The organism is Kribbella sp. NPDC059898, assembly GCF_042730855.1.
In the GTDB taxonomy this organism is placed as follows: Bacteria; Actinomycetota; Actinomycetes; order Propionibacteriales; family Kribbellaceae; genus Kribbella.
On the sequence record NZ_JBHWKR010000012.1, the window covers coordinates 192,491 to 217,534 of the forward strand.

Genomic DNA, 25,044 nt, shown 5'->3' on the forward strand with positions numbered 1-25,044 from the left:
GTTCAAGGGAACATATGTTCTAATATCCGGAGACGGGAGGCGAGCGGCGATGGGGTACAACAATCCTCCCATCAAGTGGTCGGAGTTGGAGCGGAAGTTGTCGGATCGCTCGCGGCCGGGGAGTCATGGTGGGCGGCCGGTGACGGCTGACGGTGGGGACAGTCCGGCGTGGTCGCAGCACCGGGGGCCGTATGTGCCGGAGCCGGTGCGGCGGCCGGAGCATGCGGTGCCGTATGCGGAGCTGCATGTGCATTCGAACTTCTCCTTCCTGGACGGGGCCTCGCAGCCGGAGGACCTGGTCGAGGCGGGGGTCAAGCAGGGGCTGCATGCGCTGGCGTTGACCGATCACGACGGGTTCTACGGCGCGGCGCGGTTCGCCGAGGCCGCCGCGGCGTACTCGTTGCCCACCGTGTTCGGGGCGGAGCTGTCCCTCGGGCTGACCGGACCGCAGAACGGGGTGGCCGACCCGGAGGGCAGTCACCTGCTGGTGCTGGCCGAGGGGCAGGAGGGGTACCACAAACTCGCCGGGGAGATCACCGAGGCGCAGTTGAAGGGCGGGGAGAAGGGCAAGCCGGTCTACTCGCTGGAACGGCTGGCCGCCGAAGGGCGTGACCACTGGGTGATCCTTACCGGCTGCCGGAAGGGGCTGGTCCGGCAGGCGCTCGAGCTCGGCGGGCGGGCCGACGGTCCGGCCGCGGCCGGCCGCGAGCTGGACCGGCTGACCGCGCTGTTCGGCAAGGACCGGGTGGTCGTCGAGCTGATCGACCACCACCTGCCCGCCGACACCACCCGGAACCGGATCCTCGCCGGGCTGGCCGCCGACCACGGCCTCCCGGTAGTTGCCACGAACAACGTTCACTACGCGACCCCGGCGCAGTACCGGCTGGCGTCCGCGCTGGCCGCCGTCCGGGCCCGGCGCGACCTGGACGCGATGGACGGCTGGCTGCCGTCGAGCGGGATGGCGTTCGTGCGGTCCGGCGCGGAGCTGACCACCCGGTTCCGGCGGTACGACGGGGCGGTGGCGCGGACCGTGACGCTCGCGGACCAGCTCGCGTTCGACCTGGCGCGGGCGAAGCCGAAGCTGCCGCTGCGCGACGTACCGGAGGGCGAGACGCCGATGTCGTGGCTGCGGAAGCTGACGCTCGACGGCGCCGCCCGGCGGTACGGGACGCCCGCGCAGCGGCCGGACGCGTACGAGCGGCTGGACCGGGAGCTGGCCGTGATCGCGGAGAAGGAGTTCCCGGGGTACTTCCTGATCGTCGAGGACATCGTCCGGTTCGCCCGGGACAACGGGATCCTCTGCCAGGGCAGGGGATCCGCGGCGAACTCCGCGGTCTGCTACGCGCTCGGGATCACCGCGGTGGACAGCATCCTCTACAACCTGCCGTTCGAGCGGTTCCTGGCGACGACGCGCGCCGAGGAGCCGGACATCGACGTCGACTTCGACTCCGGGCGCCGCGAGGAGGTGATCCAGCACGTCTACACCAAGTACGGCCGGCACAACGCGGCCCAGGTGGCGAACGTGATCTCGTACCGCCCGAAGTCCGCCGTCCGGGACATGGCGAAGGCCCTCGGGTACTCCGTCGGTCAGCAGGACGCCTGGTCCAAACAGGTGGACGGCTGGAGCCCCGAGATCACCTCGACCGAGCACGACATCCCGCCGCAGGTGGTCGCGATGGCGAGTGAGCTGCTGAAGTTCCCGCGGCACCTGGGCATCCACTCCGGCGGGATGGTGCTGACCGAGCGGCCGGTCGGCGAGGTGGTGCCGATCGAGCACGCCCGGATGGAGAACCGCACGGTCCTGCAGTGGGACAAGGACGACTGCGCGTGGATGGGGCTGGTGAAGTTCGACCTGCTCGGGCTCGGCATGCTGGCCGCGCTGCAGTACTGCCTGGACATGGTCCGCGAGCAGCTCGGCGAGGACTGGGAGCTGCACACGATCCCGCGCGAGGAGGCCGGCGTCTACGACCAGCTCTGCCGGGCGGACTCGGTGGGCGTGTTCCAGGTCGAGTCCCGGGCACAGATGGCGACGCTGCCGCGGCTGAAACCGCGCCGGTTCTACGACCTGGTCACCGAGATCGCGCTGATCCGCCCCGGCCCGATCCAGGGCGGCGCCGTGCATCCGTACATCCGCCGCCGGACCGGGGAGGAGCCGGTCACCTACCTGCACCCGAAGCTGGAGCCGGTGCTGCGGCGGACCATGGGCGTGCCGCTGTTCCAGGAGCAGCTGATGCAGATGGCGATGGCGGTCGGCGAGATCGACGGCGACGAGGCCGACCTGCTGCGCCGCGCGATGGGCTCGAAACGCGGCATCGAACGGATCTCGTCACTGAAGGACAAGCTGTACGCCGGGATGGCGGGCAACGGGATCACCGGCGAGCTGGCCGACGAGATCTACGCCAAGATCGAGGCGTTCGCGAACTTCGGGTTCGCCGAGTCGCACTCGATCAGCTTCGCGCTGCTGGTGTACTCCAGCACCTGGCTGCGGCTGCACTACCCGGCCGCGTTCCTCGCCGCACTGCTCCGGGCGCAGCCGATGGGGTTCTACTCGCCGCAGTCCCTGGTCGCGGACGCCCGCCGGCACGGTGTCGAGGTACGGCGTCCGCACCTGCAGCTGTCCGGTGTCGACGCCGGGCTCGAGCTGCTCGTCGACGGGCAGCAGCTGACCGGGCCGACCGGGCTCGACGAGTGCCTGGCGGATCCGCAGCCGCCGGTCGGGCCGTTCGAACCGAAGGCGCCGTTCGACACCACCGTGCACCGGCGGGACGGGGCGTTCGCGGTGCGGCTCGGGCTGGCCGAGGTGCGCACGGTGGGGGAGAAGGGGGCGAAGCTGATCGTCGAGGAACGCGACCGCGGCGGGCCGTACGCCGAGATGGCCGACCTGGTCCGGCGGACCGGGATCACCGCGGCGCAGGTCGAGGCGCTGGCCACCGCCGGGGCGTTCGACTGCTTCGGGCTGGACCGGCGGCAGGCGCTCTGGGAAGCGGGCCGCGCCGCCGAGGAACGCCCGGGCCGGCTGGCCGGGATCAGCGCGGCCGGTCCGCCGCCGACCCTGCCCGGGATGAGCGACGTCGAGGCGGACATGGCGGACCTGTGGTCGACCGCGATCACCACCACCAGCCACCCGATGGAACGGGTCCGCGAACGGCTCCGCGCCGAAGGCATCCTGTCCGCCGCCCAGCTCCGCGAGGCCCCGAACGGCGCCCGCGTCCGGGTCGCGGGCGTCGTCACCCACCGCCAGCGCCCCGCGACCGCGTCCGGCGTCACGTTCATGAACCTCGAGGACGAGACCGGCATGGCGAACATCGTCATCACCGTCGGCTGCTGGCACCACCACGCCGCCGTCGCCCGCAACGCCGCCGCCCTGATCATCCGCGGCCGGGTCGAACGCGCCGGCGAAGTAACCAACCTCTCCGCCGAACACCTCCAACGCCTTCCCCTGGCCGCCCGCACCAAGTCCCGCGACTTCAGGTAGCTCGGCACGCTCGTCCAACGAGGGAGGTGTGGGGCGCACCACCACCCCGATCACGTTGGGCGGGGGCGGAGCATTCGGCGTAGGCGGGCGAGGAACTGGTCGGTGAACAGGCCTGCCAGGCAGCCGGTGAGGACCAGTACGGCGACTGCCGCGCTGGAGGTGGTTTCGTCGCCGATGCTCAGCAGGCCGGTGTTCACCGCGATCACCGAGACCGAGCCGAGCAGCGCCGACCACAGCGGGCGCATCACGTACCAGCTCGCCTGGTGGCCCGGCGTACTGCTGCGTGCGAACGTCATGCTCTGGTGGATCACGCTGCCGACCATCCCGGCGGCGGCGCCGACGATCAGCAGGCTCATGTTCAGGGTGATCGCGACATGCGCGACCGACCGGCTCGCGACCCGGTGCGGTCCGGCGAGTTCCTGCGCGGCGACGAGCCGTTCTGCCAGGCCGTACGACGCGATCAGGAACGGCAGCGCGATGACGGCTTCGGCGACGTTGATTCCGGCGATCGTCCGGCGTACGGACCGCCGGCGTCCCGGTCGAACTGTGTTGCTCATGACAACTCCCCCCTACTGGGTCGGAGTCGTCAGCGAGCGCCGCGATACATCGTCAGCCGGTTGCGGACGCGAGAGTGGTGAGGATGGTGGCGGCGAGATCGGCGCGGCTGGTGTCGCCTTCCCACTGGCTGCGGACGTCGTCGGACTCCAGCGCCTGATGCAGCCGGGTCTTGTCGTCCGGGGCGAGAGCTGCTGCCATCAGGTTCGCGACCGTCAGTGCGTGGTACTGCTCGGAGGTCGAGCGCGGGCTCTGGATCGCGTTCAGGACCGACGGGAAGTCGGCCAGCTGAAGGTCGGTCTCCATCAGCGCCAGCGCGGCCATGCGGCTGGCGGGGGTGCCTTCGTTGAACAGTTGGGCGACGTCGGGCGCAGCGAAGGCTTGAGCGTCGGTGAGTCGCCGGGCCTGGCGGCCGGGCGAGGCGTCGGTAGCGAGGGCCAGTTGGTTGTTGGCTCGTTCGCGGGCGGTTTGTGCGGTTTCGGTGTCGCCCGCTCGGTCCGCGCGGCGGGCGAGTTCGAGCAGGGCGTCGGTGTTGCTCATCAACAGGCCGAGGCGGAGTCGTGCGTACAGCCAGCCGCTCAGGAAGCCGACGACGAAGAAGTAGATCACCACGCTGCCGGCGAAGGACTCCCGGCCGTTGCCGTTGCCCAGCGCGGGGGCCAACGCGTGGAAGAGTTGGCCTGCCTCGCGTTTGATCGCCACGAACTGCGTGAGTCCGACGCCGACGAGGATCTTCGTCAGCCAGTCCGAGATCTGCTCGAGATTGGTGTTCGCGCCGACGGCACCGGTCGCCGGTATGGCGGCGTCCCCGCCGGCCGGGCGGTCGTTGCCGGTGGTGGTCCGCGGTACGCCGAACAGGATGCCGACGAGGACACCGCTGCCCAGCGCGGCGACCGCGATCATCACCGACGCGGACACGACGGGCAAGCTCGCCTTCGACCCGGCCGCGGCGTACACGATGGTCGCGACCAGGCCGCCCGCGATCGCCGTCACCTCCACGGCGTACACGGCCGAGACCCTCGAGCCCGCCGACGCACCGCCGCCCGAACGGCTCTGCCAGAAGCGCCACCACGGGCGCGGGTTCGTCTGCTGTTCCTGATCCCCGGACATCAGTCCACCCCCATCCCCTGAGACCGAGGATCGCCGCCCGGCCACGGGCTGTAAATAGCTCGGTGCGCGGCCGTAGAGTCGGCGGCATGGCAGTCGACGTACTGACCGAGACGGTGATCGAGTGTCCGGTCGAGGTGGTGGCCGGGTACGCCGGGGATCCGTCCAACGCGCCGCGGTGGTACTCGAACATCGAGTCGGTGAACTGGCGGACCGATCCGCCGATCGCCGTCGGTTCGCGGATGGACTTCGTCGCGCACTTCCTCGGCCGGCGGCTCGCGTACACGTACGAAGTCGTCGAGCTGGTTCCCGGCCGCCGGCTGGTGATGCGGACCGCGCAAGGCCCGTTCCCGATGGAGACGAGCTACGAGTGGTCGCCGGCGAGCGAGAGCAGCACCCGGATGACGTTGCGGAACCGTGGGGAGCCGAGTGGGTTCGCCGGCGTCGCGGCGCCGCTGATGGCGGCGGCGATGCGGCGCGCGAACACGAAGGACCTGGCTAGGCTGAAGCACGTCCTCGAATCGCGATGAAGTGCAGGGGTGATGGCCAGGTGGACGCGTGTGTGGTGCACGGTGCTGGGGATCTGCGGGTCGAGGAGCGGAAGGCTGTCGAGCCGGCGGCCGGGCAGGTCGCGGTGCGGATCGCGTACGGCGGGATCTGCGGGACGGACCTGCACTACTACCGCGACGGCGGCGTCGGGAACTTCCGGATCGAGCAGCCTCTGGTGCTCGGCCACGAGGTGGCCGGGTGGGTGAGTGCGGGCGATCTCCCGGGCGGGACGCCGGTCGGGGTGCATCCGGCGACGCCGTGCGGGGAGTGCCCGGAGTGCGTGCGGGACCGGCGGAACATCTGTGCCATCAGCAACTATCTCGGCAGTGCCGCGCGGACGCCGCACATCCAGGGCGGGTTCGTGCGCGAGCTGGTCCTGCCGGCCGACCAGGTGCGGGTGCTGCCGGACGGGCTCGAGCTGCGACGGGCCGTGCTGGCGGAGCCGTTGTCGGTGGCGATCCACGCGGTACGGCGGGCCGGTGCAGGAGCCGTGGACGGGAAGAAGGTGCTGGTCACCGGGGCCGGGCCGATCGGTCTGCTGGTGGTGGCGGCGTTGCGGCGGGCAGGGGCGCGGGAGATCGTCGCGACCGACCTGCACGAGACCCCGCTGGCGCTCGCGACCGAGGTCGGTGCGACCGCGACCGTCCGTGCGGACGCCGACGAGTGGCCGGACGAGATCGACGTCGCGATCGAGGCGTCCGGTACGGCGGGCGGGTTGCGGACCTGTGTGCAGCGGGTACGTCGCGGCGGGACCGTCGTACAGGTGGGATCGTTGCCGCCCGGTGACACGGGATTCCCGGGGGCGTTGCTGATGACGCAGGAGCTCACGCTGACCGGGGCGTTCCGGTTCGACCACGAGTTCGACACCGCGATCGAGTGGCTGGCCGACGGGCTGTACGTCGACCCGATCGTCACGCACACGTTCCCGCTCGCGGACGCGGTCGCGGCGTTCGACCTGGCGTCCGATCGGACCGTCGCATCGAAGGTCCTGCTGGAGATCAGCGCCGATAGACCGCGCTGAGGTCGCCGTCGGGGTCGACGGCTTCGAGGATCGCGCCGGCGATGTCGGCGAGCTGGATGATCTGCTCCGGGGTGAGCGCGTCGATGACGTGCTGGCGGACCGTTTCGACATGGCCGGGAGCGGTCGCCCTGATCTTCTTCCAGCCGGCCGCGGTGAGCCGCGCGTTGGTGGCGCGGGCGTCCTCCGGGCACGGGAACCGCTCGATCAGCCCGCGGTCCTCGAGCCGCTTCACCACATGCGACAGCCGGGGGAGTGTGGCGTTCGTCCGCTGCGCGAGCGCGGTCATCCGCAGCGTCCGCTTCGGCGCCTCGGACAGCATCGCGAGCACGTAGTACTCGTAGTGGGTCAGCTCGGCGTCCCGGCGCAACTGCGTGTCGAGGACGCCCGGGAGCAGTTCGACCACGCCGACCAGGCGTAGCCAGGCGGTCATCTCGGCGTCGTCCAGCCATCGTGTGCTCACGCCACCATCCTAATGGTTGTAGCTACAACTATAAAGCGCTATCGTGATGGTTGAAGCTACAACCAAAGAGGAGTGGGAAGCATGACGCACGTCAGCATCATCGGCACCGGAAACATGGGCCAGGCGATCTCCGCGGTCGTCGCCAAGGGCGGCAACACGGTCGAGCTGTTCAACTCCAGCGACAAGGACAAGGTGGTCACCGGCGAGGTTGTGATCCTCGCGGCGCCGTATCCGGCGTACGAGCAGATCCTCGCGGAGCGTGCCGACCAGCTGGCCGGCAAGGTCGTGGTGGACATCAGCAACCCGCTGAACTTCGAGACCTTCGACTCGCTGACCGTCCCCGCCGACGGTTCCGCGGCGGCGGAGCTGGCCGCCAAGCTCCCGGACTCCAAGGTCCTGAAGGCGTTCAACACCAACTTCGCAGCGACGGTTGCCACCGGCAAGGCCGGCGAGGTCCCGACCACGGTCCTGATCGCGGGCGACGACGCGGACGCCAAGGCACTGCTGGCCGGGATCGTCTCCGCCGGCGGCCTGCGCGCCGTCGACGCCGGCTCGCTGAGGCGCGCCCGTGAGCTCGAGGCGGTCGGCTTCCTGCAGCTCACCCTCGCGGTCGCCGAGAAGACCCCGTGGACGGGCGGCTTCGGTCTCGCCTGACCCACGAGATCTTCCACGCCCGTACGCCGGACAGCGGCGCGACGTGGACGTGGACGCCGGTGACCGAGAACTCGACCGTCGACAACCTCCGCCCGATCGTCGCGCCGGGCGACCCGGATCGCATCCCGCTGCTCTGGTTCCGCGGCGAGATGACCGCGTCCCAGCACTACAACTGCGAGGTCGTGCTGGACGAGCGGCTCAGGTGACGATCGCGTAGTCGCGGATCTTCCGGTAGATCGTGGCGCGCGACATCCCGAGCGCCAGCGCGGCCGCCGCCTTGTCGCCCTGGTGCGCGGCCAGCGCGTCGACGATCGCGTCCCGCTCGAGTGCCTCCAGCCGGGTCAGGTGCCGCCGCGTCGACGCCCGGCACTCGGCCGGCAGCCCGTCCACCTCGACGACACCGGACCGGCGCCGCCGCGCGACCTCACCGAGGACCGTCCGCAGATGCGTGACGTTGCCCGGCCATGGCAGTCGCATCAGCTGACTCACCGCGGCCTGCGAAAGCGTCACGCCCGCGACCCCGGTGCGCGCGAGCAGATGCGGTACGAGCGCCTGTACGTCGTCGAGGTGGTGCCGCAACGGTGGCACGGCGACCGTACGCGGGAAGAACCGCAGCAGCTGGGTGTCGAGCTCGTCCTGCGCGTCGGACTGACCCGTGATCACGGTCAACGCGATCCACGGCTCGTCGGACAGGCTGTCGCGGACGGTCTGGAGTACGTCGACCAGCGCGTGGATGTCCTCGGTGGACAGCAGATGCGCGTGCCGCACTACGAGGTCCGAACCTGCTTCGAGCTCGGTGGTGGCGGCGTTGACGACCTCGGGATCGTCGGCGTCGAGGATGACCAGCCGGTTGCCAGGCCGCGAGTAGTTGTGGACGGCCCGCAACAACGTCAGCTTGCCCGTGCCGGCCTCACCTTCCGCGACGATCCACTCCGAACGGCCGGCGGATTCGAGGACCTCCTGTGTGGTGTGCCGCCACAGCGCGCTGGTGCCGATCACGCCGGGCAAGGTCGGCACCCGGGCCGCGGCGCTCCGGAGCGCCGAGCGGTGTTCCCGGACTTGGACGATGCCGCCGGCCAACCGGTTGCCGAGGAACGTCGGCTGGTAGGCGAGCCGCGCGGTGAACCCGCTCGGCAGGTCCGCGATGAACGTGCACGGCCGGGTGCCGCCGCGGGCGTCCCGGGTCCGGTCGATCAGCGCGGCCTGGTCGGCCGAGTCGAAGTGCGCCTGGGCGTGGGCGTTGATCATGAAGACCTCTTCGCCGAGCGCGATCACCGAGCCGCCGGTGTGCCGGCAGGCCGCGTAGTAGTCGCTCAGCAACGCCTGGTCGAGCGCGTTGGCCTCCTCGATGATCCGCTCCTGGATCCGCCGGGCGGCGAGTTTCGCGAACGACAGCAGGACCGCGTTCGAGTTCCGCGCCTGGGTGGTGATGTCCAGGACGCCGAGCTGCCCGCCGGTGACCGGGTGCGTGATCGGTGCGCCGGCGCAGGCGAATCCGCGCAGTACACCGGTGTAGTGCTCAGGTCCGAGCACGAGGATCGGGCCGCCGACCTCGAGCGCCGTACCGATCCCGTTGGTGCCGACCTCGGACTCGGAGTACGTGAAGCCGGGGGAGAGGTCGACCGCGTCCAGGCGGCGGATCAGCGCCGGGTCGCCGCCGCGACGGTCCAGGACGATGCCCTTGGCATCGGTCAGGATGATGCAGACCGGCTCGTTGGTGAGCTCCGAGGCGAGCGCGTCGATGACCGGGCGGGCCGCCCGGGTGAGCGTGGTGTCGACGTCGATGCCGGAGATGTACGCCGGCGAGGGCTGGTCGACGTCGACCAGCGACGCCTCCGACCGCTGCCAGGACTGCAGGATCGACTCGCGAAGCGACATCGTGCACCTCCTCGATCGACGGATCTCCCCAGCGAACACCGCCCAAGGTAGTCCGGCAACGGTGTGACCGGTATCTCACATTGAGACAGCAGCCCCCTGAAGGTCCGGCTTTCATTCCTGCAATCAGCCCGACCCCTGGAGGCAGGCACATGAGCAGGCAAAGTCTCACCAAGGCCCACGCGAAGATCACCGAGCTCTCGTGGGAGCCGACCTTCGCGACCCCGGCGACCCGGTTCGGCACCGACTACACGTTCGAGAAGGCGCCGAAGAAGGACCCGCTGAAGCAGATCATGCGGTCGTACTTCCCGATGGAGGAGGAGAAGGACAACCGCGTGTACGGCGCCATGGACGGCGCGATCCGCGGCAACATGTTCCGCCAGGTCCAGCAGCGCTGGCTGGAGTGGCAGAAGCTGTTCCTCAGCATCATCCCGTTCCCGGAGATCTCCGCGGCGCGGGCGATGCCGATGGCGATCGACGCGGTACCGAACCCGGAGATCCACAACGGGCTCGCGGTCCAGATGATCGACGAGGTCCGGCACTCGACGATCCAGATGAACCTCAAGCGGCTGTACATGAACAACTACATCGACCCGGCCGGGTTCGACATGACCGAGAAGGCGTTCGCGAACAACTACGCGGGCACCATCGGCCGGCAGTTCGGCGAGGGGTTCATCACCGGTGACGCGATCACCGCCGCGAACATCTACCTCACGGTGGTCGCGGAGACCGCGTTCACCAACACGCTGTTCGTCGCGATGCCGGACGAGGCGGCCGCGAACGGCGACTACCTGCTGCCGACCGTGTTCCACTCGGTGCAGTCCGACGAGTCGCGGCACATCAGCAACGGGTACTCGATCCTGCTGATGGCGCTCGCCGACGAGCGCAACCGGCCGCTGCTGGAGCGCGACCTGCGGTACGCGTGGTGGAACAACCACTGTGTCGTGGACGCGGCCATCGGCACCTTCATCGAGTACGGCACGAAGGACCGCCGTAAGGATCGGGAGAGCTATGCGGAGATGTGGCGGCGGTGGATCTACGACGACTACTACCGCAGCTACCTGCTGCCGCTGGAGAAGTACGGGCTCACGATTCCGCACGACCTGGTGGAGGAGGCGTGGAACCGGATCACGAACAAGGGCTACGTGCACGAGGTCGCGCGGTTCTTCGCCACCGGCTGGCCGGTGAACTACTGGCGGATCGACGCGATGACCGACAAGGACTTCGAGTGGTTCGAGGACAAGTACCCGGGCTGGTACTCGAAGTACGGCAAGTGGTGGGAGAACTACAACCGCCTCGCGTACCCGGGCCGGAACAAGCCGATCGCGTTCGAGGACGTCGGCTACCAGTACCCGCACCGCTGCTGGACCTGCATGGTGCCGGCGCTGATCCACGAGGACATGGTGGTCGAGAAGGTCGACGACCAGTGGCGGACGTACTGCTCGGAGACCTGCTACTGGACCGACGCGGTCGCGTTCCGGAGCGAGTACGACGGCCGTCCGACGCCGAACATGGGCCGGCTGACCGGCTTCCGTGAGTGGGAGACGCTGCACCACGGCAAGGACCTCGCCGACATCGTGTCCGACCTCGGCTACGTCCGCGACGACGGCAAGACCCTGATCGGGCAGCCGCACCTCGACCTGGACCCGAAGAAGATGTGGACCCTGGACGACGTCCGCGGCAACACCTTCAACAGCCCGAACGTGCTGCTGAACGAGATGACCGACGCGGAGCGCGCGGCGCACGTCGCGGCGTACCGCGCGAGCTGAGGTGGTCCGGGTGGCCGACAAACACCGTATCCAGTTCGAACCGGTCGGCATCGAGATGGAGGTCGGCGAGGAGGAGAAGATCCTCGACGCGGCGTTCCGGCAAGGCATCCACCTGATGCACGGCTGCCGCGAAGGACAGTGCTCGGCGTGCAAGTCCTACCTGCTCGAGGGCGACATCCAGATGGAGCGTTACTCGACGTTCGCGTGCAACGACGCCGAGGTCGCGGAAGGCTACGTGCTGCTGTGCAAGGCGCACGCGTTCAGCGACTGCACGATCGAGCTGCTGAACTTCGACGAGGACGAGCTGCTCGGCGGTATCCCGATCCGGACCGTGGGTACGACGGTGGCCGCGATCGAGCCGGTCACCCGGGACATCGTGTCGCTGCGACTGAAACCGGCAGAGGAGTTCGACTTCAAGCCCGGGCAGTACGTCGACCTGACGATCCCCGGCACCGAGGAACACCGGTCGTTCTCGATGGCGACGACACCTTCGGGTGAGATCGAGTTCCTGATCAAGAAGTACCCGGGCGGCCGGTTCTCCGGGCTGCTCGACGACGGCCTCGCGGTCGGCGACGAGCTGACGATGACCGGGCCGTACGGCTCGTCGACGGTGAAGGACGGCCATGTGCTGCCGGTCGTCTGTATCGCCGGCGGTGCCGGGATGGCGCCGATCCTGTCCATCCTGCGGCACCTCAGCGCGACCGGCAGCACCCGTCCGGTCCGCTTCTACTACGGCGCCCGGACCGCGGCCGACCTGTTCTACCTGGACGCGATCCGGGACCTCGGGGCGGCGCTGCCCGACTTCGAGTTCGTGCCCTGCCTGTCCGAGTCGCCCGAGGGCGCGTACGAGGTCGGCAACGTGACCGAGGTGGTCGAGCGGCGGGAGCCGCAGCTGAACAGGTGTGAGGCGTACCTGTGCGGTCCGCCACCGATGGTCGACGCCGCGCTCGCCCTGCTCGACAACCACGCCGTACCGAAGGACCAGGTCTTCTACGACAAGTTCACCAGCCCAGCTACTCAGGGAGTCTGAGATGACGCAGACCAAGCAACGCAGTTTCCCGCGGATCGAGTTCACCGACTCCGAGGCCGGGGCGCTGGAGTTCCCCAGCTCGACGAGCCGCAGCTACAACTACTACAAGCCGGCCAAGCTGCGGGCGACGATGTACGAGGACGTCACGGTCGACGTCCAGCCGGACCCGGACCGGCACCTGAGCCAGGGCTGGATCTACGGCTTCGGCGACGGCCCGGGCGGTTACCCGAAGGAGTGGACGGCGGCGAAGTCGTCGAACTGGCACGCGTTCCTGGACCCGAACGAGGAGTGGGACCAGAGCATCTACCGGAACAACTCCGCGGTCGTCCGGCAGGTCGACCTGTGCCTGCAGAACGCCAAGCGGGCCAGGGCGTACGACGGGTGGAGTTCCGCCTGGCTGAAGTTCATCGAGCGCAACCTCGGGGCGTGGATGCACGCCGAGAACGGGCTCGGGCTGCATGTGTTCACCGCGGTACAGCGGTCCGGTCCGACGAACATGATCAACACCGCGGTGGCGGTCAACGCGGCGCACAAGCTGCGGTTCGCGCAGGACCTCGCGCTGTTCAACCTGGATTTGTCGGAGGCCGACGTACCGTTCGACGGGTCGGCGCACCAGGAGGTGTGGAAGTCGGCGCCGGAGTGGCAGCCGACGCGCGAGGTGGTCGAGCGGCTGACCGCGGTCGGGGACTGGTGCGAGTTGCTGTTCGCGACGAACATCGTGTTCGAGCAGCTCGTCGGCTCGCTGTTCCGGAGCGAGCTGGTGATGCAGATCGCGGCCCGCAACGGCGACTACATCACGCCGACGATCGTCGGCACCGGCGAGTACGACTACGACCGCGACCTCGGCTACACGCGGAACCTGTTCCGGCTGCTGACCCGGGACGAGTCGTACGGCGGGACGAACAAGGTCCTGTTCGGCGAGTGGCTGGCGACCTGGGTGCCGCGGTGCCTGGACGCGGCGCACGCGCTGCAGCCGATCTGGTCGCAGCCGGCCGACAAGGCCGTCACGTTCGCGTCGAGCTTCGACGCGGCCAAGCAGAAGTTCCGCTCGTTGCTCACCGAGCTCGGGCTCGACACCCCGAAGGAGCTGGACCAGTGACCGCGATGCAGTTCGGATCCCAGACCGAGTTCTCCAACAAGTGCGGCGTGACCCTGATGAACACGCCGGTCGGCCGGGTGGTCGCGGACGTGATGGGCGGCAAGGACGGCGTCGAGCTGACCGAGTACCCGTCGATGATCCGCGTCGACGGTACCGGCGTCCTCGACTTCGACTACGCGGAGCTGACCGACGCGCTCGGCTCGGACTTCGACGGGTCGGTGTTCGAGGAGATCAGCTCGACGCACTACGGCCGGATGGTGCACCTGGACGAGCGGACGCTGCTGTTCGCCAGCCCGGAGGACGCCGCGGAGTACATCGGCTTCGACCTCACCGTCCACTAGGAGGACACATGTACGAGAAGGACGGCGAGAAGTACTACGTGGTCGACGCGCACGTACACCTCTGGGACGGGCGCGAGTCGAACCTGAAGAACGTGCACGGCAAGCAGTTCATCGACTGCTTCTACGACTACCACCGCAACCTGAGCCCCGAAGAGCAGGTGTGGGACTACGACACCTACACGTACTACGGCGGCCAGCGGCTGATGAAGGACGTGTTCGAGGACGGGTACGCCGACCACGCGATCTTCCAGGCCACCCTGCTGAACGACTTCTACAAGAACGGCTTCGGCCAGACCGAGGAGGCGTTCGGGCTGACCCAGGCGCATCCGGGCAAGCTCACGTACAACCACGCCTACGACCCGCGGAACGGCGAAGCGGGCCTGGAGCAACTACGTCGAGACGCGGAGCGTTTCGGGCTCAAGGGAGTCAAGCTCTACACCGCCGAATGGCACGGGGACTCGCGCGGCTACAAGCTCGACGAGCCGTGGTCGCGCCGGTACCTGGAGGAGTGCCTGCAGCTCGGGATCAAGAACATCCACGTGCACAAGGGCCCCACGATCCGGCCGCTGGACCGGGACGCGTTCGACGTCGCGGACATCGACAAGGTCGCCACCGACTACCTCGACCTGAACTTCGTCGTCGAGCACGTCGGACTGCCGCGGCTCGAGGACTTCTGCTGGATCGCCACCCAGGAGTCCAACGTGTACGGCGGACTCGCGGTCGCGATGCCGTTCGTGCACGCGCGACCGAAGTACTTCGCACAGATCATCGGCGAGCTGCTGTACTGGCTCGGCGAGGACAAGATCCTGTTCGCCAGCGACTACGCGTTGTGGACGCCGAAGTGGCTGGTGGAGAAGTTCGTGGACTTCCAGATCCCGGACGACCTGCCGGAGTACGCGCCGATCACGACCGCGCAGAAGAAGAAGATCCTCGGCCTGAACGCGGCCGAGCTGTACGGCCTCGACGTACCGGCCGAGCTGCGGGTCGCCGAGGCAGTCGCATGATTGCGGTCGCCACCTCGCTGTCCGACAGGGTCCTCGCGGCCCTGTCGACAGTGGCGGATCCCGAGCTGGACGAGCCGATCACCGACCTCGGTTTCGTCCGCTCGGTCCGGATCCAGGACGGGAACGTGACCGTGCACCTACGGCTGCCGACGTCGTTCTGCTCGCCGAACTTCGCCTACCTGATGGCGTCGGACGCCCTGGACGCACTGCGCAAGGTCGAGCGGATCGGCGCCGTGGTCGTGCAGCTCGACGACCACCACGACTCGGACAAGATCAACGCCGGTCTGGCGGCGGAGGCGGGGTATGTCGGCACCTTCGGGGTCGAGGCGGAGGAGAGTCTGGACGACCTCCGGCGGATCTTCCAGGAGAAGGCGCATCTGGCGGCGATGGAGCGGTGCGCCGCGGCGCTCCTGCGGGACACCGAGCTGATTGTCGACAATCTACAACTGGTGACGCTCGCGGACCTGCCGGAGGGGCCGCAGAAGGAGGCGTTGCTCCGGCGGCGGGTGGCGATCGGTCTCGGTGTTCACCCCGGCGATCCGGTGGTCGTCGACGAGCAGGGCGGGCCGCTCGCGGCGGAGGACGTGCCGCTCAGGCTGCGGTTCGCGAAGTCCGTGCGGATCTCGATGGAAGGCAACGCGCACTTCTGTCGTGGACTGCTCGCTACAAGGTATGGAGGCACACCATGAGAGCGGTACAGGTGGTCGGCTATCACACCGACCTGAAGCTGGCCGACGTACCGGAACCCAAGATCGAGGGGCCGCTCGACGTCATCGTTCGGGTGGGCGGGGCGGGGGTGTGCCGGACCGACCTGCACATCCTCGAAGGGCAGTGGGCGGAGAAGTCCGGTGTCGCGCTGCCGTACACGATCGGCCACGAGAACGCCGGCTGGGTCGAGGCTGTCGGTGACGCCGTCACCAACGTGAAGCCGGGCGACAAGGTGATCCTGCACCCGTTGATCACCTGTGGGCTGTGCCGGGCGTGCCGGTTCGGCGACGACGTGCACTGCGAGAACAGCCGGTTCCCCGGGATCGACACCGACGGCGGGTACGCCGAGTACCTGCGGACCACGGCCCGCAGCGTCGTACGGATCGACGACAGCCTGGAGCCGGCCGACGTCGCGGCGCTCGCGGACGCGGGACTGACGGCGTACCACGCGGTCCGGAAGGCGGCGGCGGTCCTGCGGCCGGGGGACGTCTGCGTGATGATCGGGGCCGGCGGCCTCGGGCACATCGGCATCCAGGTGCTGAAGGCGATCTCGGCCGCGACGCTGGTCGTGGTCGACCGGAACCCGGCCGCCGTCGAGCTCGCGGTGGCGATCGGCGCCGACCACGGAATCGTTGCCGACGGCACCCAGGTGCGGCAGGTCCTGGACCTGACCGGCGGCGCCCAGGCGCTGATCGACTTCGTCGGCGAGGGCGGCGCGACCGCGGAGGGCGTGGCGATGCTGCGGCGGGCCGGCAACTACTACGTGGTCGGGTACGGCGAGAACCTCGACGTACCGACCATCGACATCATCTCGACCGAGGTCAACTTCGTCGGGAACCTGGTCGGCTCCTACACCGACCTGCAGGAACTGATGGTGCTCGCCGCCCAGGGCAAGGTCACCCTGCACACCAGCAAGTACCCGCTCGCCGATTACCAGCAGGCGATCGACGACCTCGGCCGCGGGCTGGTCCGCGGCCGGGCGATCCTCATCCCGTGAGAGAGGTCTGACCATGGCGAAGGAACTGCGGTTCAACGAAGACGCGCGCCGGTTGCTCGAGTCCGGGGTGAACGCCCTGGCCGACGCGGTCAAGGTGACACTGGGGCCGAAGGGCCGCAACGCCGTCCTGGAGAAGCTGACCGGACCGCCGACGATCACGAACGACGGGGTGACGATCGCCCGCGAGATCCAGCTGCGCGAGCCGTTCGCGAACATGGGCGCCCAGCTGGTCAAGGAAGTCGCGATGAAGACCAACGGGGTGGTCGGCGACGGTACGACGACCGCGACCGTGCTCGCTCAGGCGATGGTCCGCGAGGGACTCCGGGCGGTCGACGAGGGCGCCAACCCGATGCGGGTACGCCGCGGCATCGAGCAGACCGTACCGGTGGTGGTCGCGACGCTGCGCTCGTGGGCGGCCGACGTCGGCGGCGGGCAGGACCTGCGGAACATCGCGACGATGGCGGCCGGCGACGACGAGTCGATCGGCGAGGTGATCGCCGAGGCGGTCGAGCGGGTCGGGCGGAACGGCATCGTCAGCACCGAGGAGTCCGACGGGCTCGGGCTCTCGGTCGAGGTCGTCGACGGGATCGAGTTCGACCACGGGTACACGTCGGCGTACATGGTCACCGACAAGGAGCGGATGGAGGCGGTGCACGAGCGGCCGGTCATCCTGCTCACCAACCGGAAGATCAACCAGGTACAGGACATCATGCCGACCGTCGAGGTCGCCAAGCGTGCCGACCGGCCGCTCGTGGTGATGGCCGAGGACGTGACCGGGCCGGCGCTGCAGTTCCTGGTCGGCGGCAACATGCACGGCACGATGCAGTCGGTCGTCGTACGGGCGCCTGGTTTCGGGCACCGGCGGATCGCCGAGCTGGAGGACCTGGCGGTGGCGCTGGGCGGGCACGTGATCGCTCAGGACACCGGGCTCGAGTTGGCCGACGTCTCGTTGGAGCACCTTGGTACATGTGACCGGATCACGATCAGCGAGAACAGTACGACGATCGTGGGCGGGCACGGTGATCCCGCACTGGTCGAGGCGCGGTTGGCGCAGCTGGAGACGCAGTTCGAGCGGGCGCGGATCGACGCGGACCGGGACAGCCTGCAGCTGCGGATGGCGCGGCTGTCGGGGCGGGTCGCGGTGGTCCGGGTCGGCGGGGCCACGAGTGTCGAGCTGAAGGAGCGGATGCTGCGGGTCGAGGACTCGCTCGCCGCTACCCGGGCCGCGGTCGAGGAAGGCGTGGTGGCCGGCGGCGGTACGGCGCTGGTGCAGGCGCAGGAGGCGGTGTCTCGCGTCGAGTTGACTGGTGACGACGCGATCGGCCGCGAGGTCGTCCGGCGGGCGCTGCCGGAACCGCTGCGGTGGATCGCGATCAACGCCGGGTACGACGGCGACGACGTCGTGAAGAAGGTCGCCGACCTGCCGCTGGGGCACGGGTTCAACGCGCTCACCGGGCAGTACGACGACATGTTCGACCAGGGCGTGATGGATCCGCTGAAGGTGACCCGCGCGGCACTGGAGAGCGCGGCGTCGATCGCGGCATTGCTGATCACGACCGAGACCGCCGTGGTCGAGGAGGTCCTCGGCAACCCCGGCGCGATCCTCGCCCCCGGCTTCGGCGACCTGGCCGAGGGCATGGTCCGCCCGTCGAACATCTACTGAGATGTCCGCGCCTGAGCCCGCGGTGGATGCGGCCACGGTGGTCAGGTCCGGGCGGAGCGCTGGCAGCACGACGTACATCCGAGGTGCGGCGGGCCAACACACGGTTGGCCCGCCCCGGCGGCAGCTTGCCTCCGCGGCGCGGACGTTCGGGTTGCTGTCTTCACCAGTGCGGCTGCACCTGGTGTGGCTCGCGACGCAGGACTCGTACGACGTGGGCACGCTGGCGGACCGCGCCGGCGTGAGCGTGGCAACCGCCAGCCAGCACCTCGGCAAACTCCGGATCGCCGGGTTGACCACGGTGCATCGTCAAGGCCGGCACCACATCTACACGGTCGACGACCCGCACGTTCGCGCCTTGGTCGACCAGATCTTCGCTCACATAACCCCCGACGGCACCCTCGCCCCCGATCGCACACCCGTCCCCGCCGCCTGACCCAGCCCGCCCGCCGTACGCCGAGCTGACCACAAGCGCCGAGGTCGGACGACAAGCCATTGCTTGTCGCGCGACCCCGGCGGGTGTTCCTACATCGCTGTCGGGCTGGATGCGGATAGATGGTAACGAGCGGTACTATCTTACGTGTGGGTGTTCCGGTGCGGCGGTTGTGGGTGGCGGTGTTGTGTGGGTACCTCGCGTTCGGGGCGGCGTTGCAGGTGTTGCCGACGTACGTGCCGGCGAAGTTTGGTGGGGGTGCGCTGGCCAGTGGGACGGCGGTCGGGATCGCGTTCCTGGCGACGGCGTGCGGGCGACCGTTCGCGGGGTGGCTGGCGGATGCGGGGTGGTCGCGGCCGGTGGTGATCGCCGGGGGAGTGCTCGCCGCGGTTGGTGGCCTGGGGCAACTGTTCGCGCCCGATCTGCTGGTGCTGCTGGTCGCGCGGTTGGTGATGGGCGCAGGCGAGGCCGCGTTGTTCTCGGCCGCTCTGCCGTGGGTCCTGTCCGGCGCCCGCACCTCCCAACGCGGGAGGCTCGCCGGCTGGTTCGGCCTCTCGATGTGGGGCGGCCTGGCCGCAGGTCCGGTACTGGCAAGTGCTGTCGGCCGGGTGGTCTGGTGGGTGGTTGCCGGACTGTGTGTTGTCTCAGTTCTGCTGGTGGTGAGTACCCGGCGCGATCCGGGGCGGATGCTTCCGCTGGGGAGGATCCGGGTGGTCGCGTCGTTGCCGGGGGCAATTATTGGGCTTGCGGCCTACTGCTACGGGACGGTGGCCGCGTTGCTGGTGCTGCGCCTGCGGGACGGACGCCTTGGCGGCGATGGCTTCGCGCTGAGTGTGTTTGCGGGCGCCTTCCTCGTGCTGCGGTTCGCCGGGAGCCCGTTGGTCGATCGGTACGGCGGGCGCGTGGTCGCCGTGTCGACGGTCGCCGTGGAGGTTGTCGCGCTGGCCGGGATCGCGCTGGCGAGTACGCCGGTGGTAGCTCTCGTGAGTACGGCGTTCGCCGGGTTCGGGATGGCGCTGATCTACCCGGCGTGTGTCTCTATGACGCTCGACCGGGTGCGTGGACTCCGGCCGGGCGTGTCGATGGGCGTGATGACGTCGTTCTGGGACCTCGGCGTGATGGCGGCCGGTCCGCTAGGAGGCCTGATCGCCGAGCGGGCCGGGTTCCCGGCAGCCTTCCTGGTTGCGGCCGGCACCGGGCTCGCGTGTGCCGTCGTACTGCTCAGAATGCCGCGTCGAGCAGGGTCTCCACGATGACCCGCGCCTCCGCGCCCAGCCCCGGGTCCTGGTCGATCGCGCTGATCAGCGTCGCGCCTTCCAGTACGACGACCAGCTGCCGCGCGATGACCTCGGGCTCCCGCGCGTCGGCCAGCAGCCGCTCGAACAGCTCCCGGTAGAACCGAAGATGATCCCGCGCGAGCCGTCGCGGTGCACCGTCCTGGCCGCGGTCCTCGGTGGCCGCGTTCATCATCGCGCAGCCGCGGAACCCGGCCTCGGCGTACCAGGTCGCGATCAGGTCGAAGACCGCGAGCACTTGCGCGCGGCCGGGCGGTGCGGCGTCGACGGCCTCGTGGTGCCAGGCGCGGACCCGCTGCGTACGGTCGGTCAGCACCGCCTCGACCAGGCCCTCCTTGGAGCCGAAGTTCTTGTAGATCGTGAGCTTCGACGCGCCGGCCGCCTCGACGATCTCGCTGATCCCGGCCGCGTGGATCCCGCGCCGGCCGAACACCTCGGCCGCCGCCTTCAGGATCCGGGCCCGGGTCGCCTCGGGGTCCAGCCGTTCGCCAGCCTTCACCGGCATCGTGCGATCACCTCCACGGCCCCACCCTACCGAGCTGGAGCAAGATAAGAACGGTCGGTACCATCATGTCTCATGTGGGCACAAGTAGCTGAGGCGTTCGAGCGGAACTTCACCGAGGACGGCGAGCCGGGCGCGGCGTTCGCGGCGTACCACCGGGGCGAGCTGGTGGTCGACCTGTGGGGCGGTACGGCGGGCCGCCACACGATCCACCTGATGTTCTCCGGCACGAAGGGGCTGACCGCCGCGTGCGTCCTGCTGCTCGTGCAGCGCGGACAGTTGACGCTGGACGATCCGCTCAGCCGGTACTGGCCCGAGTTCGGTGCCCAGGGCAAGGAAGCGGTCACGGTCGCGGAGGTGCTGTCGCACCAGGCGCGGCTGCCGGGCGTGGAGGCGGGGTATGCCGAGCTGCTCGACCACGATGTGATGGCGGCGCACCTGGCCGCGCAGGCCCCGGATGCCCACGCCGGGTTCGTCTACCACCCGATTTCCTGGGGCTGGTTGCTGGACGAGCTGGTGCGCCGGGTGGACGGGCGGACCGTCGGGCGGTTCTTCGCGGACGAGTTCGCCGCGCCGCTGGAGCTCGAGGTGTGGATCGGGTTGCCCGCGGAGCTGCACCACCGGGTCGCGACGATGGTGGCGCCGGCAGGCGTACTGGTCGATGGGCCGAACCCCTTGTGGGTGCCGGGGGCGGAGAAGATCTGGAACAGCACCGAGTACCGAACGGCGGGCCTGGCCGCGGTCGGTGGCTATGCGACGGCCCGCGGGATGGCCAAGTTCTATTCAGCTCTGTTGGACCCCGACGGTGTCCTGACACCCAAGACCGTTGAGCTCGGCCGGCGCGAGCTGCGGCGGAGCAGCGAGATGCGGTACGGCGCCGGCTTCGAACTGCAGAACGGTGACGGCCGGATGGGCGACGACGCGGACGCGTTCGGGCACGCCGGGGCCGGTGGCTCGCGGCACGGCGCCTGGCCGGGCCGCGAGACCAGCTTCTCCTACCTGATGACCGAGGTACGCAACGCGCCGGACGCGCGTCCGGTCAACCTGCTCCGGGCGCTCAGCCGAGGTAGTCGCGCCACGGGCCGGTGATCGCCAGCGTGATGCCCGGCGTCTGGATGTTGACGAACAGCACCTTGCCGTCGGCGGAGAACGACGGGCCGGTGAACTCGGAGAGGTTCAGCTGGTTGCGGGCGATGGCGTACGCCGGGCCGCCCGGCGTCGCGCTCAGCACGTGGCTGCTGGCGTTGCCGTCCTCGGCCAGCACCAGCGAGCCCCACGGCGTCACGGTGACGTTGTCCGGGCTGTCGAAGTTGTAGTCGTCGTACTTCGCGTCCGGGCCGAGGTCGGCGGCGGCGTTGTCCGGGAAGTACGTGACCAGCTGGATGGTCTCGGTCTTGTAGTTGTAGAACCAGACCATGCCGTCGTGCGGGACCGCGTCCTTGGGCAGGTCCGCCGTACCGGACTCGGCGTACGAGTTGACGACGTACACGCCGTCCTCGGTGCCGAAGACGCCCTCGAATTTCTTGCCGCGGGTGATCTGGCCGTCGGCGAACTGCTTGCGCACCGAGGTGGTCGCGCCGTCGCGGTCCGGCACCGGCACCCACTTCACCCGGAACGGGCGGAGCAGCTGCGCGGACGTCAGGTACGCGACGTCCGGGATCGGCTGGCCGTCGTCACCGAGGATGGCCAGCGCCTCGAGCGTGCCGAAGTCCTTGTTCTGCAGGTCCTGCCAGCTGCGCGAGCTGAGCTTGTAGCCGCGCGGCGCCGACCAGCGGTAGAAGGACCCGGTCGGGCCGGACGCGTCCTCGGACAGGTAGACGTGGGTCCGGTCCGCGTCGATCGCGAGCGCCTCGTGGGCGTACCGGCCGAGCGCCTTCAGTGGCACCGGGTGTGCGGTCTTGCCGTCGCCCCAGACCTCGAACACGTACCCGTGGTCCTTCAGCCGGGTGGTGCCGTTGGCCTTGTTCTCGGTCTCCTCGCAGGTCATCCAGGTGCCCCACGGCGTCGGGCCGCCGGCGCAGTTCGTCAGCGTGCCGGAGATGCCGACCCACTCACCGAGGTTCGTGCCGTCCTTGTCGACGTCGATCACGGTGCAGCCGCCGGCCGCGCCGACGCCGGTGTCGTAGACGGTGCCCGCGAGCTGCGGTACGCCGAGCGCGTCGTTGCCGCCGATCTCGTGGTTCTGGATCAGCTGGTACCGGCCGCGGGTCCCGGCGAACACCGCCGTACCGTCGTGCAGGGCCGGCGTGGGGTGGCCGCTCTTCAGCTTGGTCTCGCCGGCCTTGGTGACGATCTTGTACTTGAACCCGGCCGGCAGCGCGAGGATCCCCTTCGGGTCGTCGAGCAGCGGCGGGAAGGGCCGGTGCTGCGGGAACGGCCCGCGGCCGGGGTGCGACGCGGGCGTGGCCTCGGCCAGCGTCGGCACGGCGCCGACGGTGGTGAAGCCGACGCCGGCGGCGCCGGCAGCGGCGCCGCGGAGGACGGAACGGCGGTCGACAGACATGGTGTGACTCCTTGGAAATGACGGTTCCCGAGATCTGGATCCTTCCGGCCGTCGGCTGACAAGCGGCAAACATCAGGTGAACTGCTCTCAGTAAACTCTCAGTTGGGTCGCTGCAACGAACCGTCACCGGGCGGCGTCTAGGGTGAGAGGTGATCGTGATGCGCAAGGCGCTGACCGTGGTGGCTGTGGCCGCGCTGCTGGTTGCGTGCGGCAACGAATCGACGACTGGAGGACAACCGTCCATGACGCCGAGCACGAGTAGCAGTTCCGGACCTGCGAGCCCCGGCGGCAGTCCCGCCGAGCAGGCGACGGCCGACCTGGCCAAGCGACTGGGCGTCGACGCCGCCGCGGTGCAGGTGGTCAGCTCGGCCGAGGTGACCTGGCCGGACGGCAGTCTGGGCTGCCCGGAGCCGGGGATGATGTACACCCAGATGCTGGTGCAGGGGAACCGGACGATCCTCGAGGTCGACGGGAAGCAGTACGCGTACCACTCCAGCGCCTCCCGGGCGCCGTTCCTTTGTGAGCATCCGAAGCCACCCGCACGGTGAAAACTTTCCGGCCGATCGGGTGTATCAATCCGTGCCGAGGGCGACTCCGCAGCAGTGTGGGGGGACGCCCTCGGCCGTTGCAGGGGGGAGAGCGGCGCAGGGCGGCGTAGAGGGGGAGGCTGACGCGGTGCGGGGAGTCCGGGCGGTCAGGCCGGAGGTCCGCACCGCGTCGGCGCGCGTCAGCGGTCGTCTCAGAGCGAGGCGAGCGCGTCCCCGGCCTGGAGGACCGGACCGGTCCCGGGAACCGGCTGCGTCCGGGCGAACGCGAGCAGCGCGCCGGCCGCCTGGACGGCGTTCTCGCCGGTGACGGACATCCGCCCCGCGATCAGCCCGGCGACGAGCGGGGTCGCGAACGACGTACCGCTCCAGCGCGCCATTCCCCCGAACTCACGCAGTTCGCCCGCGTGCGGCGGTTCGGTGCACTGGTACTCGCCGGTGAGGAACGCGTTCACCAGCTCCGAGCCGGGTGCGTACACGTCGACCCAGCCACCGAAGTTGCTGAACGACGCCCGGTCGCGCCCGTTGTCCGCGAGCGCACCGACCCCGACCGTCTCCGGGAACGCGGCCGGCCAGAAGTAGTCCCGGGTCGCCTCGTTGCCCGCGGCCGCGACCAGGGCCAGGCCGTTGATCCGGTCGAGCCTGGTCTTGATGAACACGTCCAGCCCGAGCGGCGGAAGGTTGAAGCGGGTCCGCGTACCGGCCGACAGGCTGATGATGTCCGGCGCCAGATCGAGTACCTCGTCCAGCGCCTGCGCGAGATCGAACTCCCACATCGCCCCGGCCGTGGTGAAGTAGCTCTTCACGACGATCTCCACGTTGCGCGCGACCGCCCGCATCACTCCGGCGATGAACGTGCCGTGCCCGGCGTACGGCCGGATCCGCCCGGAACCGTCGAACGCGGTCTCCGGGTCGCCGGTCACCCCGCCCAGCCAGTACGCCGCGGGCGCGTCCGACCAGCCGACGTCGAGTACGACGACCTTCACGCCGCGGCCGTCCGCGGCGCCCGCGGGCAGGAACGGCGTCGGCAGCACCGGGTCCGGCGGGCTGCCGGGCGGTACCTCCTCGGGCTCGGTCGCCGGGCACGGGCTGACGCTCGGGCACACGTAGAACAGGTGCTCCGGCGTCACCACGCCGCGCCCGAGACGCAGGTCGGCGTACCGCAGGAATCGTTGGGTGTACGAACGATCCTCCGGTGCGTCCGGCGGTACCTCGGCGGGCAGCAGCAGCCGGGTGACGCCGCCGATCCCGCCCTCGGCCGGGCGGCCGCCGCGGAACAGTTCGATCACCCGCGGGACGTCCTCGTCGCGGACCAGCACCACGCCGGTGCGGTACAGGTAGTCGGCCCCCTCCGGCCGTTTCTCCCAGTCCGGCGGGAAGATCTCGACCTCTTTGCCGTACGCCGCGAGAATCAATGCGAGTTGCGCGACGTACTTTCGCTCATTCGTTTGATCCACCATTT

24 protein-coding genes are annotated in these 25,044 nt (G+C 69.5%); 17 read left to right on the forward strand and 7 right to left on the reverse strand.

All coding sequences use genetic code 11. From position 1 onward, the window contains the following. Positions 1–49: 49 nt before the first annotated feature. Positions 50–3,475 carry an error-prone DNA polymerase gene (locus ACFV9C_RS32120; protein ID WP_380199305.1) on the forward strand — a complete coding sequence of 1,142 codons (3,426 nt, stop codon included), beginning with the start codon at positions 50–52 and terminating at the stop codon, positions 3,473–3,475. Between the two features lie 50 nt (positions 3,476–3,525). Here the strand turns inward: ACFV9C_RS32120 and ACFV9C_RS32125 are convergent, their stop codons facing one another. Then, positions 3,526–4,032 carry a hypothetical protein gene (locus tag ACFV9C_RS32125; RefSeq protein ID WP_380199306.1) on the reverse strand — a complete coding sequence of 169 codons (507 nt, stop codon included), beginning with the start codon at positions 4,030–4,032 and terminating at the stop codon, positions 3,526–3,528. 52 nt (positions 4,033–4,084) lie between these two features. After that, positions 4,085–5,140 carry a hypothetical protein gene (locus tag ACFV9C_RS32130; protein ID WP_380199307.1) on the reverse strand — a complete coding sequence of 352 codons (1,056 nt, stop codon included), beginning with the start codon at positions 5,138–5,140 and terminating at the stop codon, positions 4,085–4,087. Between the two features lie 86 nt (positions 5,141–5,226). Here ACFV9C_RS32130 and ACFV9C_RS32135 point away from each other — a divergent pair, with 86 nt between their 5' ends. Together ACFV9C_RS32135 and ACFV9C_RS32140 are read left to right on the forward strand one after the other, a co-directional pair. Then, entirely contained in the window at positions 5,227–5,667 is a 441-nt protein-coding gene (locus ACFV9C_RS32135) for an SRPBCC family protein (protein ID WP_380199308.1), read from the forward strand. A 20-nt stretch (positions 5,668–5,687) separates the two neighbouring features. Further along, the gene (locus tag ACFV9C_RS32140; protein ID WP_380199309.1) at positions 5,688–6,707 is read left to right on the forward strand and encodes an L-idonate 5-dehydrogenase; all 1,020 of its coding nucleotides are present in this window, start codon (positions 5,688–5,690) and stop codon (positions 6,705–6,707) included. Here ACFV9C_RS32140 and ACFV9C_RS32145 read toward each other — a convergent pair. Continuing rightward, positions 6,685–7,167 (reverse strand): MarR family winged helix-turn-helix transcriptional regulator, encoded by a 483-nt coding sequence (locus ACFV9C_RS32145; protein WP_380199310.1) that lies wholly within the window; start codon positions 7,165–7,167, stop codon positions 6,685–6,687. The genes ACFV9C_RS32140 and ACFV9C_RS32145 overlap by 23 nt on opposite strands. A gap of 81 nt (positions 7,168–7,248) precedes the next feature. Here ACFV9C_RS32145 and ACFV9C_RS32150 point away from each other — a divergent pair, with 81 nt between their 5' ends. Beyond that, on the forward strand, positions 7,249–7,821 hold the full coding sequence (locus ACFV9C_RS32150) for an NADPH-dependent F420 reductase (RefSeq protein ID WP_380199311.1): 573 nt from the start codon (positions 7,249–7,251) through the stop codon (positions 7,819–7,821). Then, positions 7,794–8,027: a hypothetical protein gene (locus ACFV9C_RS32155; RefSeq protein WP_380199312.1), complete on the forward strand. Its 234-nt coding sequence runs from the start codon at positions 7,794–7,796 to the stop codon at positions 8,025–8,027. The genes ACFV9C_RS32150 and ACFV9C_RS32155 overlap by 28 nt, the downstream gene beginning before the upstream one ends. Here ACFV9C_RS32155 and ACFV9C_RS32160 read toward each other — a convergent pair. Continuing rightward, positions 8,020–9,699 carry a sigma-54-dependent Fis family transcriptional regulator gene (locus ACFV9C_RS32160; RefSeq protein WP_380199313.1) on the reverse strand — a complete coding sequence of 560 codons (1,680 nt, stop codon included), beginning with the start codon at positions 9,697–9,699 and terminating at the stop codon, positions 8,020–8,022. The two genes, ACFV9C_RS32155 and ACFV9C_RS32160, sit on opposite strands and share 8 nt — an antisense overlap. 149 nt (positions 9,700–9,848) lie before the next feature. On the opposite strand from ACFV9C_RS32160, the gene ACFV9C_RS32165 reads away from it, so the two are divergent. The 10 genes from ACFV9C_RS32165 (at position 9,849) to ACFV9C_RS32210 (ending at position 19,993) form a co-directional block, all read left to right on the forward strand. Continuing rightward, positions 9,849–11,465 carry a hypothetical protein gene (locus ACFV9C_RS32165; RefSeq protein WP_380199314.1) on the forward strand — a complete coding sequence of 539 codons (1,617 nt, stop codon included), beginning with the start codon at positions 9,849–9,851 and terminating at the stop codon, positions 11,463–11,465. 10 nt (positions 11,466–11,475) lie between these two features. Continuing rightward, positions 11,476–12,495, forward strand: coding sequence for an FAD-binding oxidoreductase (locus tag ACFV9C_RS32170; protein ID WP_380199315.1), 1,020 nt, complete (start codon positions 11,476–11,478; stop codon positions 12,493–12,495). Between the two features lies 1 nt (position 12,496). Then, positions 12,497–13,594 (forward strand): aromatic/alkene monooxygenase hydroxylase subunit beta, encoded by a 1,098-nt coding sequence (locus ACFV9C_RS32175; RefSeq protein ID WP_380199316.1) that lies wholly within the window; start codon positions 12,497–12,499, stop codon positions 13,592–13,594. 5 nt (positions 13,595–13,599) lie between these two features. After that, entirely contained in the window at positions 13,600–13,935 is a 336-nt protein-coding gene (gene mimD, locus ACFV9C_RS32180; protein WP_380199496.1) for a propane 2-monooxygenase effector subunit MimD, read from the forward strand. A gap of 8 nt (positions 13,936–13,943) precedes the next feature. Beyond that, positions 13,944–14,939 carry an amidohydrolase family protein gene (locus ACFV9C_RS32185; RefSeq protein WP_380199317.1) on the forward strand — a complete coding sequence of 332 codons (996 nt, stop codon included), beginning with the start codon at positions 13,944–13,946 and terminating at the stop codon, positions 14,937–14,939. Next, the gene (locus tag ACFV9C_RS32190; RefSeq protein WP_380199318.1) at positions 14,936–15,628 is read left to right on the forward strand and encodes an iron-sulfur cluster assembly protein; all 693 of its coding nucleotides are present in this window, start codon (positions 14,936–14,938) and stop codon (positions 15,626–15,628) included. The genes ACFV9C_RS32185 and ACFV9C_RS32190 overlap by 4 nt, the downstream gene beginning before the upstream one ends. Next, on the forward strand, positions 15,625–16,644 hold the full coding sequence (locus ACFV9C_RS32195) for an NAD(P)-dependent alcohol dehydrogenase (protein WP_380199319.1): 1,020 nt from the start codon (positions 15,625–15,627) through the stop codon (positions 16,642–16,644). Before ACFV9C_RS32190 ends, ACFV9C_RS32195 begins: the two co-directional genes overlap by 4 nt. A 13-nt stretch (positions 16,645–16,657) precedes the next feature. After that, complete coding sequence (groL, locus tag ACFV9C_RS32200; RefSeq protein ID WP_380199320.1) at positions 16,658–18,307, forward strand: chaperonin GroEL; 1,650 nt, start codon at positions 16,658–16,660, stop codon at positions 18,305–18,307. A 1-nt stretch (position 18,308) separates the two neighbouring features. Next, positions 18,309–18,740: an ArsR/SmtB family transcription factor gene (locus tag ACFV9C_RS32205; RefSeq protein WP_380199321.1), complete on the forward strand. Its 432-nt coding sequence runs from the start codon at positions 18,309–18,311 to the stop codon at positions 18,738–18,740. Between the two features lie 146 nt (positions 18,741–18,886). Beyond that, positions 18,887–19,993: an MFS transporter gene (locus tag ACFV9C_RS32210; protein ID WP_380199322.1), complete on the forward strand. Its 1,107-nt coding sequence runs from the start codon at positions 18,887–18,889 to the stop codon at positions 19,991–19,993. Here ACFV9C_RS32210 and ACFV9C_RS32215 read toward each other — a convergent pair. Next, positions 19,959–20,537, reverse strand: a complete 579-nt coding sequence (locus ACFV9C_RS32215; protein ID WP_380199323.1) for a TetR/AcrR family transcriptional regulator — start codon at positions 20,535–20,537, stop codon at positions 19,959–19,961. The two genes, ACFV9C_RS32210 and ACFV9C_RS32215, sit on opposite strands and share 35 nt — an antisense overlap. A gap of 72 nt (positions 20,538–20,609) precedes the next feature. On the opposite strand from ACFV9C_RS32215, the gene ACFV9C_RS32220 reads away from it, so the two are divergent. Further along, on the forward strand, positions 20,610–21,623 hold the full coding sequence (locus ACFV9C_RS32220; RefSeq protein ID WP_380199324.1) for a serine hydrolase domain-containing protein: 1,014 nt from the start codon (positions 20,610–20,612) through the stop codon (positions 21,621–21,623). Here ACFV9C_RS32220 and ACFV9C_RS32225 read toward each other — a convergent pair. After that, positions 21,592–23,037, reverse strand: coding sequence for an alkaline phosphatase PhoX (locus ACFV9C_RS32225; protein ID WP_380199325.1), 1,446 nt, complete (start codon positions 23,035–23,037; stop codon positions 21,592–21,594). The genes ACFV9C_RS32220 and ACFV9C_RS32225 overlap by 32 nt on opposite strands. Before the next feature lie 158 nt (positions 23,038–23,195). Here ACFV9C_RS32225 and ACFV9C_RS32230 point away from each other — a divergent pair, with 158 nt between their 5' ends. Beyond that, positions 23,196–23,585, forward strand: a complete 390-nt coding sequence (locus tag ACFV9C_RS32230; protein ID WP_380199326.1) for a hypothetical protein — start codon at positions 23,196–23,198, stop codon at positions 23,583–23,585. 191 nt (positions 23,586–23,776) lie between these two features. Here ACFV9C_RS32230 and ACFV9C_RS32235 read toward each other — a convergent pair whose 3' ends face one another. After that, positions 23,777–25,039: a S8 family serine peptidase gene (locus ACFV9C_RS32235; RefSeq protein ID WP_380199327.1), complete on the reverse strand. Its 1,263-nt coding sequence runs from the start codon at positions 25,037–25,039 to the stop codon at positions 23,777–23,779. Positions 25,040–25,044: the final 5 nt, after the last annotated feature.